9 protein-coding genes are annotated in these 13,259 nt (G+C 29.1%); 4 read left to right on the top strand and 5 right to left on the bottom strand.

The window, feature by feature from the left end:
* The first annotated feature begins 193 nt into the window (after positions 1–193).
* Genes B2W91_RS14460 through B2W91_RS14475 form a run of 4 tightly spaced genes read left to right on the top strand, consistent with a single transcriptional unit; the run spans position 194 to position 4,479 of the window.
* Positions 194–1,276, top strand: coding sequence for an HpcH/HpaI aldolase/citrate lyase family protein (locus tag B2W91_RS14460; RefSeq protein WP_291582212.1), 1,083 nt, complete (start codon positions 194–196; stop codon positions 1,274–1,276).
* Positions 1,230–2,564 carry a phosphoribosyltransferase domain-containing protein gene (locus B2W91_RS14465; RefSeq protein WP_291582214.1) on the top strand — a complete coding sequence of 445 codons (1,335 nt, stop codon included), beginning with the start codon at positions 1,230–1,232 and terminating at the stop codon, positions 2,562–2,564. The genes B2W91_RS14460 and B2W91_RS14465 overlap by 47 nt, the downstream gene beginning before the upstream one ends.
* A 14-nt stretch (positions 2,565–2,578) precedes the next feature.
* Positions 2,579–3,676: a cysteine protease StiP family protein gene (locus B2W91_RS14470; RefSeq protein WP_291582217.1), complete on the top strand. Its 1,098-nt coding sequence runs from the start codon at positions 2,579–2,581 to the stop codon at positions 3,674–3,676.
* On the top strand, positions 3,673–4,479 hold the full coding sequence (locus tag B2W91_RS14475; RefSeq protein ID WP_291582219.1) for a hypothetical protein: 807 nt from the start codon (positions 3,673–3,675) through the stop codon (positions 4,477–4,479). The genes B2W91_RS14470 and B2W91_RS14475 overlap by 4 nt, the downstream gene beginning before the upstream one ends.
* A 500-nt stretch (positions 4,480–4,979) precedes the next feature.
* Here B2W91_RS14475 and B2W91_RS14480 read toward each other — a convergent pair whose 3' ends face one another.
* The 5 genes from B2W91_RS14480 to rnr all read right to left on the bottom strand — a co-directional run bounded on the left by B2W91_RS14480 (position 4,980) and on the right by rnr (position 12,406).
* A complete protein-coding gene (locus tag B2W91_RS14480) occupies positions 4,980–7,763 on the bottom strand; it encodes a calcium-translocating P-type ATPase, PMCA-type (RefSeq protein ID WP_291582220.1) in 2,784 nt (927 codons plus the stop codon).
* Positions 7,764–7,804: 41 nt separating this feature from the next.
* Positions 7,805–8,413 carry a TerD family protein gene (locus tag B2W91_RS14485; protein WP_291582223.1) on the bottom strand — a complete coding sequence of 203 codons (609 nt, stop codon included), beginning with the start codon at positions 8,411–8,413 and terminating at the stop codon, positions 7,805–7,807.
* Between the two features lie 27 nt (positions 8,414–8,440).
* Positions 8,441–9,019 carry a TerD family protein gene (locus B2W91_RS14490; RefSeq protein ID WP_291582225.1) on the bottom strand — a complete coding sequence of 193 codons (579 nt, stop codon included), beginning with the start codon at positions 9,017–9,019 and terminating at the stop codon, positions 8,441–8,443.
* Positions 9,020–9,374: 355 nt separating this feature from the next.
* On the bottom strand, positions 9,375–9,953 hold the full coding sequence (locus B2W91_RS14495; RefSeq protein ID WP_291582227.1) for a TerD family protein: 579 nt from the start codon (positions 9,951–9,953) through the stop codon (positions 9,375–9,377).
* A 236-nt stretch (positions 9,954–10,189) separates the two neighbouring features.
* Positions 10,190–12,406 carry a ribonuclease R gene (gene rnr / locus B2W91_RS14500; RefSeq protein WP_291582229.1) on the bottom strand — a complete coding sequence of 739 codons (2,217 nt, stop codon included), beginning with the start codon at positions 12,404–12,406 and terminating at the stop codon, positions 10,190–10,192.
* Between the last annotated feature and the right edge of the window lie 853 nt (positions 12,407–13,259).

A 13,259-nucleotide genomic window follows, 5' to 3' on the forward strand; every position in this document is an offset into this window, starting at 1 on the left:
AAATTTTATTAGCTATACCTTAAAATATCTATAGATATTTTACTCCACAATTTTCAATAAATATATTTTAAAATGTTATTATTTTTGGTCATATTAATTAGAAAAATTTTATATTATAGTAATTATAGAAGTTTGTTATATTTTAAATTACTTAGGCATATAAAAATTGCCTTAACTAGACGGGGGTTATCACATGAATTATTTTCGACATATAGACAATTACAAAGATATATTTTTTATTCCACCAGAAGAATATTCATTACATTCTTCAAAGGAAATATTATCTCATTCCTTAGGCGCTACACTTTATATAAATCCTCTAAAAGAGAATTTATTTAATAATATATTAGCTCAGAAAAAATTAGGCGCAAATACTATAATAATTTGTTTAGAAGATGCTGTATCCGATTCAGATGTTACTATAGCAGAAAAAAATCTTATTGAAACATTTATAGAAATAGAAACTGCACTTTCAAAAGATGAGATTTCCTTAGAAGATCTTCCTCTTTTATTTATAAGGGTTAGAAATGTTAATCAATTTGACTTCTGTCTTAAGAATTGTCCTAAATCTGCACTTTGCGGATTTGTTTTTCCAAAATTCACAGCTTCTATAGGAGCAAAATATTTTGATAAGCTAGAAAAGTATAACTTGGAAAATAATACACATCTTTATGGAATGCCAATTTTAGAATCCTATGAAATTCTATACAAAGAATATAGATTTAATGAACTTATAAGAATTAGAGATATCTTAAAAAAATATAATTCATATGTACTAAACATAAGAATTGGTGGAACAGATTTATGTGGTATTTTAGGAATTAGGCGTGGGATCGGTGATACTATATATGATGTAGTATCCATTAGTGATTGTATAAGTGATATTATAAATATATTTAAACCAGAAGGCTTTGTAATATCAGGAGTTGTACATGAATATTATGATATTCACAATATAGATGTATTATCTGGCCTTATTAAAGAAGTACACTTAGATATTATAAATGGGTTAACTGGCAAAGTGGTAATACATCCAAAGCAAGTGAATGTAGTTAACTCCCTATATGTTGTTACCTATGAAGACTATATGGATGCTAAAAAAATAGTTGATTCTTCTAGTAATGGTGTATTAAAGAGCAATTTTAATAATAAAATGAATGAAGTTAAGCCTCATTTAATATGGGCTAAAAATATTTTACTTAGAGCAAAGATTATGGGGGTTTTAAATAATGGATTTACTTACAAAGACATACTGTCAAGATCATCTCAACTTTAATATACAAAATAAATTACAGTTAGATATAGAAATAACAGAAAATCAATATAATATTCCCTACAATGCCTTATTTTCTGTAGCAGCAAGAAAAAATCCTAAAAGGAGTTTTTTATTTGTTAGCAAAGTTATTGGAAAACATGTACCTATGTCACCATATAACTTAAGGCTTATAGGAAATATTCTTGCAAGAGATTATTTTTCTAAAAAAAATAATATAGTGGACAATAATATAGAACCTTTAGTTAATGATTTAATAAATCTTAATACTAATTCCACTAATAAAATTTCAGAAGATAGCTTGCGTATTTTAAATAAAAAACTAACCTTAGATAAAAAAACATTATTTATAGGATTTGCTAAAACAGCTACCGCTTTAGGACAAGCTGTTGCATCTTCTTTTGAAAATGCTTATTACATTCAAACTACTAGAGATGAGTTACTTTCATTAAAATCCTATTGTCTTTTTAAAGAGGAACATTCTCATGCTGTTGATCATCTTATGTATCCTCTTAATAATGAGCTGCTTATGAATTGTGACGAAATTGTACTTGTAGATGATGAAATTACTACTGGTAAAACTTCATTGAATCTTATAAAAGAACTTAATAATAATCTAAAGTGCAATAGCTTTTCTATTATATCTATTTTAGATTGGAGAAGTGCTGATAATTTAAAACTTTTTAGTGATATAGATACTATCAACTTATCTGCGTTTTCTTTAATCAAGGGAAATTTTAATTGTGAAAAATCCGGTGAAGTAACTGAAGTTAAAATTGATACCATACCTTTAGATAATACAATTTCTTCTGAGGAAGTACTAATAGATCATAAAGAAAATATAGATGAATTTCATAGATATAGTGGTAGATTTGGTATGACTCCTTACGATTGGAATAATTTATCTAGGGAAGTAGGGAAAATCACAGGAATAATTAAGGATAAAATTGATGATAGTGCTACTTTATGCCTTGGACATGAAGAGTTTATATTTATGCCAAGCCTTGTAGCTTGCAATTTAGGGGATAATGTACTTTTCCATTCATCTACTATAAGCCCAATATATTGTGATAATAGCTATGAGTTCTATGGGATAAAAAATAAAATAGAACTAGATTCACTATTTAATAAATCTAATAAAAATTATATTTATAATATTCCTAGTGGAACTTATAAAAACTTAGTTTATTTTACTGAAAAGCCACTAGGTAACAAAAGTAAAGAAAGTTTATTAGAAAAATTAAAGAACTTAGGAATTTTAAAGGTTATCTTTGTATCCTTTAAAAGTTAATTAAGGTGGTTTATATGATGAATTATACTAGATTTTCTGGAAGTTATAATACTTCTGATGTAATATTTTTGTTAAAAGATATTAGTAAACTAATTAAAGAAGAGGATAATTTAACAAGAGAGATAGCAATAGATTCAGGTACTCATTATTCAGAAATGTTACCTATTGAATATCATCCTAGTGAAGAATATATGAATATATTCCGTAATACTCTACAACATTCAAAGAATAAAATAGCTAATTTAATTCAAATAGTAAGTGAAAAAATTTTAAATAAAAATGTGGATAATTTAGTTTTAGTATCTCTTGCCAGGGCTGGTACCCCTATTGGGATTTTAATAAAAAGATATATAAAACTAAAGTATAAATTAGATCTTCCACATTACAGCATTTCAATAATTAGGGATAAAGGCGTAGATAAAAATGCTATAAAATATATTATAAATAATCATCAAAACTGTAATATACAATTTATTGATGGCTGGACTGGAAAAGGAGTTATTCAAGATACCCTAATTTCTTCTTGTAATGACTTTTATAAGGAATATGGAATTAAACTAGATCCAAACCTTGCGGTTCTTTCAGATCCAGCATATGCATCACAGATATATGGAACAAGAGAGGATTTTCTCATTCCTAGTGCCTGTCTTAATTCTACTGTATCCGGCCTTGTGAGCAGAACAGTTCATAATGATAAATTTATCTTTAAAGATGACTTTCATGGTGCTAAATTTTATAGTGAATGGTCAAAGATTGATGTATCAAATTTCTTTATTGATGAAATATCTAAGTGTTTTAATGAGCTAACATCAGCTGGAAAGGATTTTGTTATAAATGTGAAAGATGCTATTGTAGATTATAGAGGTCTTTCTGAAGTAAATCATATAAAAGAATTATTTAATATTAAGAACATCAATCATATTAAACCTGGTATTGGAGAAACCACCAGAGTACTACTTAGAAGAGTACCTTGGAGAATACTAGTAGATTCTCTAGATAATCCAAATCTTATCCATATATATAAGCTTGCTGAAGATAGAAAGGTTCCTATAATGGTTTATAGTGATATGTCTTACAGTTGCTGTGGAATTATTAGGGAGATGACAAGATGATTTATGCTTCAGATTTAGACAGAACACTTATATATTCTAAGAAATTTTTTCAAGAATTTAAAGAATGTGATACAAATAATCTCCTTATAGCTGAATTTAAAAATCATATTCCTAATTCATATATATCGGCAAAAATTGAAAATTTATTATATGAAATAAATAAGAATTTGACATTTATTACCATAACCACAAGAGTACAGCACCAGTTTAAAAGAATAGAACTCTTTAATAGCAAAATAGTTCCTAAATATGCTGTTGTGTGTAATGGTGGAGTTATACTTAAAGATGGTGTACCTCTTCACAGCTGGGATAAAATAATAAAAGAAAAACTAAATAAAATTTCACCTTTAACTTTGATGATAAGGTATTGTGATTTCCTAATCAATAGCTCTTATATAGAATCCTATTCTCTTTGTGAAGATCTATATTTATGTGCTATTTTAAAAGATAGAGATCTTTTAGATAATACCCTTATCCAAAAGGCCCAAACCATTTGTTTAGACAGTGATTACACTTTAATAATTCATGGTAGAAAATTATATATAATTCCTATATGTATTAACAAATATTTACCTCTTGAGCATATAATGGACATTGAAAATGACTACGATTTATATAGTTCGGGAGATTCTGAATTTGATCTACCTATGCTTATAAACTCTACTGTTGGAATGGTACCTAAACATTCTTCAATGAGAGAAAAACTACTAATTGACAACTATAAAAATATCTATATTACTAAAAATATAGGAGTTAAAGCTTCTGAAGAAATATTAGAAAAAGTTCTAAACCACTTATTATAATTCAAAATTATGGATATTTCTCAGCATTACCTTCCACCCCTGGGGTCTATAACAAAATCATAAGTTTTAAATAAAATTAAAGTAGTTACAAAATCTAAATCTATAACTACTTTCTACATAGACCCCTGGGGTGCAGTATGATATGGTAGTATGTCTGCAACATTAAACGATATTTTAACTATATTGCTTATCTCCATAATACTAGTTTAAATTCTTTAATTTTTGTTCCGAACTATACTGCNNGGGCTTCACTACTGTTCCCCAGAGGTGAAAAAAACTAGCACTTACATTGCTAGTCAAAAAGTACATTAAAGAAATTATTTTACCTAAAATAATTTCCTCCTTAATTATGAATTGTCAATTTTGAATTCTCCATTGATGAAGCCCCTGGGTCTGTAACATAATTATGAACTTTAACTAAAATAAAAACAGCTACAAAATCTAAATCTGTAGCTGCTTTTTATTATTCTCATATGTGATTATAAAAACTAAAACTTCTATTAAGCTGAAATTTTACCTTCTATATTCATATCTTCTTTTGCTCCAAATGTTCTAAGTACTAGTTTAACTAATTCATTAACTATTACAATTGTTGAACATAATCCTATAATCTTTAACCACATCATTGGACTTAATGCTACTGCACTAAAGAAATCTTTAAATACTTCTGTAAGTATTAATTGTCCTATAGCAGTTATCGCTATGATTCTTAGAGCAATTTTATTTTGTGTAAAGTTTGGTATTATACTGTCTTTACCAAATTCTCTACAGTTAAAGGCATTAAATAATGCACTAAATGCAAATGTACCAAATAATACAGTTTCCATTTCATTAGGTACAAATCCATTAGCTGAAGCAGGTGCTACTTCAGCGCCTAAAATATTAAAATTCATTTGCATAAATAACAATGCTGTTATATATAATGCATTTAATATTATAGTAGTTAACATTTGTTTTGTAATTATATTAGCTTTTCTATTGACTGGCTTTCTCTTTAACACCTTATCTCTTACTGGCTCTAAACCTAATGCTAATGCTGGTGGACCATCCATTATAATGTTAACCCATAGTAATTGAATAGTTGTAAACGGCATTTCATGGCCTGTAAGCTGAGAAATAATAGCTATAAGAAAGGCAACTATATTAACTGTAATTTGGAATTGGATAAATCTTTGGAAGTTCTCATATATTCCTCTTCCCCATTTAATAGCTTTTATAATAGTACCAAAACTGTCATCTGTAAGAATTATATCTGCTGCATTCTTACTAACTTCTGTTCCAGCAATACCCATTGCTACTCCAACATCTGCCTTAGTTAATGCTGGCGCGTCATTAATTCCATCTCCAGTAACTGCAACAACCTCTCCATTATGTTGAAGAGCATCAACTATTCTCATTTTAGTTTCTGGTTTTGAACGAGCAACTATTGAAATTGTTTTTATTTCTTCTCTAAGTCTTTCATCACTTAAAGTATCAATGAAAGTTGCTTCAACAGCTCTCATGCTATCAGTTACTATTCCCAACTCTTTACCAATTGCCACTGCAGTATTAATGTTATCTCCAGTAAGCATTTTAGTTTGCACTCCAGCTTTTCTTGCTGTCTCTACAGCTTCCTTAACTTCTGGTCTTAGTGGATCTTTAATTCCAACAAAGCCTGTGAAGATTAAATTCTCTTCAAATTGATCAGTAGCCATTGTATCTACTGCAACCTCTGCTAATTCTGATGGCATATATTTATAACCAAATCCTAAAATACGCATTGATTGACTTTGTAATTTTTCTATTTCTGATAAAATTTCGCTTCTTCTTTTCTCTGTAAGCTCATTTACTTCATTGTTTATATGCTCATACTTACAAAGGCTTAAAATGATCTCTGGTGCTCCCTTAGAAAGTAACACAGAGTCTTGGCCATTTTTTATAATAGTTACCATTCTCTTACGCATTGAAGTAAATGGTATTTGATGTACTATGTCAGCACTATCTCTTTTTTCTTTATAGTTATGTGGATCATTACAAAGAAGTAATGCACATTCAGTAGCACTTCCTAAATATTTATAAGAGTTTCCTTCAGCTTCAATATCTGCTGTAGAGTTTACAATGCAGTTATCAATGAAGAAATTATCGTTAGTAAGCTCAGATTTTTGAGCAAATTCTCCATTTAAATAAACTTTCTCTACTGTCATTCTATTTTGTGTTAATGTACCTGTTTTATCAGAACATACTACACTTACAGCTCCTATTGTTTCACAAGCTTCCTTTTTAGTAACAAGAGCATTAATTTTTGCCATTTTTTGCATTGTTATTGCTAATGTCATATTTATCATTGTTGGAAGTCCTTCTGGAACTGCTGCAACTATTAAAGCAACGCATACTACAAATGCTGTTTTAACTGGACCTATAGAATCTAAAAATGGCATAAATCCTGAAGTATCTATATGTAATGCACCTGATAATATCATCTTTGCAACCATCGCAATAAACAATAATGCTGCTATAGCACTAGATACCTTTGAAATTTGTCCACCTAATTCCCCTAATTTAATTTGTAGAGGAGTTTCTTCATCATCTTCTACAAGACTAGCTGCAATTTTACCCATTTCTGTATGATCTCCTGTTGAGGCTATTACAGCTTTACCTCTTCCATAAGCTACAAGAGTACCACCAAATATCATATTAGTTTGTTTTGCTGGAATTGGGTCTTGAACTATACTTTTTCCTTCAGACTCTATAACTTCCATTTCTATTATGTTGTCTGCATTTTTAGATACGTCATCGGATTCTCCTGTTAACATATCTTCTCTTACTTTTAAATCTAAGCTTTCAATTAATCTAGCATCTGCTGGCACCATATCGCCAGTTTCAATCATGATTATATCTCCAGGCACAAGTTCACTTTTATTAACCTGTAGTATTTTTCCACCCCTAATTGCTTTAACTTCAATATCCTCTGTCATCTTAGCTAGGGCTTCTGCTGCTTTTTTAGATTTTCCTTCTGTTACGATACCAATAGTTATACCTAGTGCTATAGCACAGATAATTCCAATTGCATCATGATATTCACCTATTAATGCGCTTACACCAGCAGCAATCAAAAGGATTATCATCATAGGTTCTGCTATTGCATCCTTAATATCATCCCAAAGGCTACCTTCTTCTTGTTTAGTGAATTGATTATGTCCATATTTCTCAATTCTTTTTTTAACTTCCTCATCAGATAATCCCTGAGACGAATCTACATCCAATTCTTTCAAGACCTCTTCTTTTGACTCTTTGAAGAATTTCATTTTTACACCTCTTTATTAATCTTCTAAATTTTAAAAATACACTATCTTAATCTATTTGCAATGTCCTGAAGACCTGTATCATTTGTACCTTCACCTAAAGCAGAAAATTTCCACTCACCATCATGACGATACAACTCTCCAACCATTAGTGATGTCCTACCATTGTAGTCATCTGATAGATTATATTTTATTAATTCTTTATTTGTCTTACCATCAACTACTCTTATATAAGCATTTCTTATCATGCCAAAATCTTGTTTTCTGCTTATACAATCATATATGTTTACAGTAAATAGTAATCTATGAATATTAGGGTTTATTTTACTTAGCTCAACAATGATTTGCTCATCATCGCCATCACCATCTCCTGTAAGATTATCTCCAGTATGGACAACTCCGCCACAAGAACTTCTTAAATTTCCAAAATACACTACACTTTTATTACCTAATAATCTTCCGTTTTGGTTTAGCATAAATACTGAGGCATCGCAATCTATATTTGATACCGATTTTCCTCCAAAAAGTCCTGCTAAAAATCCACCACTTTTACGTTCTGCTGCATCCCATCCTAAACCTACTACAATTCTAGATAATGAAGGGTCGCCTTTAGTTAAACTAACCTTTTGTCCTTTTTGTAAATTAACTGACATATGTCTCACCCCTTTTGGCTAAATTTCCTATACATTTACTCCAAAATTTTTGCAAAGTGCTTCTAATCCCCCTTGGAAACCACTGCCTATTGCATTAAATTTCCATTCACCATTATGTCTATATATCTCTGCAACAACTAATGCTGTTTCTACGCTAAAGTCTTCTCCTAAATCGTATTTAAGTAATTCTTTATCTGTTGATTCATCAACAATTCTTACAAAAGCATTAGATACTTGTCCAAAGTTTTGTCGTCTTATATCTGCTTCATGAATAGTAACTGTAAAAGCTATTTTTTCAACATTTGATGGTACCTTACTTAAATCGATTGTTATTTGCTCATCATCACCCTCACCGTCTCCTGTAAGATTATCTCCCATATGAAGTACGGAGCTTGAATCATGGCTTAAATTGTTATAAAATACGAAATCCTCATCTTTTGAAACTCTTCCATTACTTAATAATAAAAAAGCTGCAGCATCTAAATCAAAATCATATCCTCCGTCATATGAATTGGTATCCCATCCTAACCCTACTATTATTTTTGTTAATTTAGGATATCCTTTAGTCAAATCAACCTTTTGTCCTTTTTGCAATATTACTCCCATTTTTATTCCTCCTCATTGCCACATAACTTTGATATATGAAGAAAGATACTTAAGTTAAGTATCCTTATATAGGCATCCAATATGAAAATCTAAAATATACTCTAGAAAATAAATCCCTTATAAAAATAGCTTAATCTCTTGAAAATCAAGAATTAATAATTAGTAATATGAATTATGTATGAAATTCTCCTTTAGTGAATTTCTTAAAATAAAATTTATTCCAAAAATTCCAAAGACCCTTGCGGTAGAGCTTTAACCATAATTCGTATCTTTAATTCTTAATTTGCACCTATAGAAAAGATTTTTTATTATAGAAATTAAAATAGTGTATAAACTAAATTTTTATTGTCTAGTCCTATACGTTTAACCCAAAATTTCTACATAGTGCTTCTAATCCGCCTTCAAAGCCACTTCCTATTGCATTAAATTTCCATTCTCCATTATTTCTATATATTTCTCCAACTATAACAGCTGTTTCAATACTAAAATCTTCTCCTAAATCATATCTGATTAATTCAGTATTATTATCAGCATTTAATACTCTTACAAAAGCATTGGATACTTGTCCAAAGTTTTGACCTCTTGTTATTGGATCATAAATTGTTACGGTAAAATCAATTTTGCTTATATTGGCTGGAATTTTAGATAAGTCAATTGTTATTTGCTCATCATCACCGTCTCCCTCACCTGTTAAGTTATCTCCTAAATGTATTATTGAGCCTGAGCTATGTCTTAAATTATTGAAGAATACAAAATCCTGTTCACTTTGTGCTTTTCCGTCTTCTCCAAGAGCAAATGCTGCTGCATCTAAATCAAACTGATAACCACCATCATATTTATTAGTGTCCCATCCAAGTCCAATTAATAAATTTTTTAGTCCTGGATTACCTTTTGTTAGATCCACCTTTTGTCCTTTTTTTAATGAAATACCCATAAAATCTCCCTCCATTTCTTTCAAAACAAATTTTATATAAAAATACTCTAATTTTGTATAAAATTAATATCGATATACTGTATATTATAGTATGTTTTCCCCGATAATACAATTATATGGAACGATATTAGGCATCTAAAAGAAAATAATATACCAAAAAATACTTTACTTCTAAGTATTTTCAAGTTTTCGACAAAGCCACAAAAAAGTCATGGTTATCCATGACTTTTAGTTTTTTATTCTTCTATATCATAACTTTCTAATAATGAATATTCCTCTTTAAATTCATCAAGAGGTAATACAGGATAGTCACTTAAAGCTAGCTCTTCTTCTTCATTTTCATCTTTAACTATCTCAAAATATACTTCATGAGCTTCTAGATCAACCTTAGAGCATTTTACTTTAAGTTCATCACCTAATCTGTATACTTTCTTAGTTCTTTCACCTATTAGTAATATACGTTTTTCATCATAGCTATAGTAGTCATCATCTAAAAAGCTTATATGAACTAATCCTTCTATTGTATTAGGTAATTCTACAAACATACCAAAGTTAGTAACTGAAGATACAATACCCTCAAATTCTTCTCCGATTCTTTCTGACATATATTCAGCTTTCTTAAGGTCATCTACTTCTCTTTCCGCCTCTACTGCAATTTTTTCAGTATCAGAGGATTGTTTTGAAGCATCCTCAACTATTTTTCTAAGCTTTTTATCTCTTGAATCACTTAATCCACCATTTAAGCTCTCTTTAATTATTCTATGAATTATAAGGTCAGGATATCTTCTTATTGGTGAAGTAAAGTGACAATAGTACTTAGCTGCCAATCCAAAGTGTCCTAAACATTCTGGTGAATAGCGAGCTTTCATCATTGAACGAAGCAATAATCTACTTACTACCATTTCTTCTTTTTGGCCTTTTACTTTTTCTAAAACTTCTTGAAGCATACTTGGATGAACTTCTGAAGTTCGTCTTATAAAATATCCTAAGTTGTAGACAAATTCATTAAAATGCATTAATTTTTCTTCATCTGGATCTTCATGGACCCTATATACAAAAGGCATATTAAGCCAGAACATATGCTCAGCTATAGTTTCATTACAAACTAACATAAACTCTTCTATGATTCTATTTGAAATAGCTCTTTCATAAGGTCTAATATCAATAGGTTTTCCGTTTTCATCTAAGATAATTTTTGATTCCTCAAATTCAAAATCTATAGATCCTCTTTTAAATCTTCTCTTATTTAAGATTTTAAAAAGTTTCTCCATATTTTTGAAATCTTCATGAAGATATTCATATTTTTTTATGGTTTCTTCATCTTTATCTCTTAAAATTTTAGTAACATCTGTATAAGTCATTCTCTCATTAGTTTTAATGATACTTTCTGTTATTTCATGATTTAAAACTTTACCACTAGAATCTATTTCCATAAAGCAACTTAATGCCAATCTATCCACTTTAGGATTTAAACTGCATACACCATTTGAAAGTTTTTTAGGAAGCATTGGTATAACTCTATCTATTAAGTAAACAGAAGTTCCTCTTTTAAAGGCTTCCTTATCTAATGGATTTCTTTCTTTAACGTAGTGAGATACGTCTGCAATATGAACTCCTAATTTAAAGTTTCCATTTGAAAGCATTTCTATAGAAACAGCATCATCTAAATCTTTTGCATCCTCTCCATCTATGGTCACCATCTTTACGTCTCTTAAATCACGTCTTCTTTCATATTCTCCTTTAGGTATTTCCTCAGATATATCAAGTGTAAATTTTTCAACATCTTCTGGGAAATCCTCAGGAAGGTTATGCTTTCTTATAATAGTTAAGATATCAATTCCTCTATCACCTTTATTACCTAATATTTCGATAATCTTACCTTCAGGATTTCTTCTGCTTTCTGGCCATTTAGTTATTTCAACTACAACAATCTGACCAGATTTTGCATCATTTCTCTCGCCCTTTGGAATAAATATATCCTGAGCTACTTTTCGATCATCAGGTACTACAAACCCGAAATTTTTACTATCTTCATATATTCCTACTAGCTTCTTATTTTTTCTCTCGATTATTCTTATTATTTCCCCTTCACATTTTCGTCCTTTGTCTTCATCCTTTAAAATTTTTACTACTACCCTATCTCCATGCATTGCACCTTTAACATTGTTTGCAGGTATAAATATATCTGGTCTTTCCTCATCTGCTATAACGAAACCAAATCCTCTTTGATGACCTTGGAAAGTTCCTGAAACTAATCCCATTTTTTCTGGGATTCCATAAAACTCCGCTCTATTTTTAATGATTTGCCCGTCTTTTTCCATATCATTTAATAATTTTTTAAAGTCTTTAATATCTTTTTTACCAATGCTAAATACTTTAGCAAGTTCTTGTATATTCATAGGCTTATATGCCTGTTCTGTCATAAAATCAATTAGAACTTCTCTAATGCTCATCTTTTCCCTCCTTGATTAAAAGTTAAATATACTTCACGAAACATTTTATAATATTCATATATCTAAAAATTGCATCTATCATATATTATTATCTTCTAAAATCTATATTATTATTAACTTATATATTTTCATTATACACAGAAATCTATTTAATTATCGGCAATAGTAAAATTTTATATAATTTTTTATATAAAATTTATTGTTTAATAATTTTACACAATTATTAATATAATAACGTTCAAAAATTATTTACTTTATGAATTGCAAATTCTTAATTTCACATTATTTTAAACCGTAAATTGGAGTATTAAAAGTGTAGGCTACATTGAGCTATATATTAACTCTTAAGCTATTATATGATCATAAGCATATTAATTTAAATGCATAATAATAATTTTTAATCTGCGACTTTCCATAAAATACATTACTATATTTTAAAATAAAAAATCTTCTAGTACGACTCTGCTACTAGAAGATTTTTTATGACAAACTATGCATTACAACAAAATTCGACATGCAATAAATATGCGACAGCCCTTGGGGTTGGGCTGCCTGAAATAAATAAAAAGGGGGCTATATATCTCTTTATTTATTTTGCACTTTTATTATATTACTATTTCAATCCATATTCAAGTATATTTATAAAAAATTTTATAAAAAATACATATTTTTATTGGAAATTTCTTAATATATTAACAATCTTTTTAAATTTAGAGGTTTTTCATCATAAAAGTGTATATTTTATTAATATTCTGTTAATTCGTAAGACATATTGTTACATAATACTTATACAATTGAGAATTGACGATTGACAACTTAATTCTCATAGGCCCCTTTTAAAAAGTAGACCAAT

Origin of the sequence: Clostridium sp. UBA6640, from assembly GCF_002455975.1 — a bacterium.
Lineage (GTDB): Bacteria > Bacillota > Clostridia > Clostridiales > Clostridiaceae > Clostridium_J.

Coding starts and splice junctions, on each gene's coding strand:
- B2W91_RS14460 (WP_291582212.1), top strand. CDS start 194: ATGAATTATTTTCGACATATAGACAATTACAAAGATATATTTTTTATT.
- B2W91_RS14465 (WP_291582214.1), top strand. CDS start 1,230: ATGGATTTACTTACAAAGACATACTGTCAAGATCATCTCAACTTTAAT.
- B2W91_RS14470 (WP_291582217.1), top strand. CDS start 2,579: ATGATGAATTATACTAGATTTTCTGGAAGTTATAATACTTCTGATGTA.
- B2W91_RS14475 (WP_291582219.1), top strand. CDS start 3,673: ATGATTTATGCTTCAGATTTAGACAGAACACTTATATATTCTAAGAAA.
- B2W91_RS14480 (WP_291582220.1), bottom strand. CDS start 7,763: ATGAAATTCTTCAAAGAGTCAAAAGAAGAGGTCTTGAAAGAATTGGAT.
- B2W91_RS14485 (WP_291582223.1), bottom strand. CDS start 8,413: ATGTCAGTTAATTTACAAAAAGGACAAAAGGTTAGTTTAACTAAAGGC.
- B2W91_RS14490 (WP_291582225.1), bottom strand. CDS start 9,019: ATGGGAGTAATATTGCAAAAAGGACAAAAGGTTGATTTGACTAAAGGA.
- B2W91_RS14495 (WP_291582227.1), bottom strand. CDS start 9,953: ATGGGTATTTCATTAAAAAAAGGACAAAAGGTGGATCTAACAAAAGGT.
- rnr (WP_291582229.1), bottom strand. CDS start 12,406: ATGAGCATTAGAGAAGTTCTAATTGATTTTATGACAGAACAGGCATAT.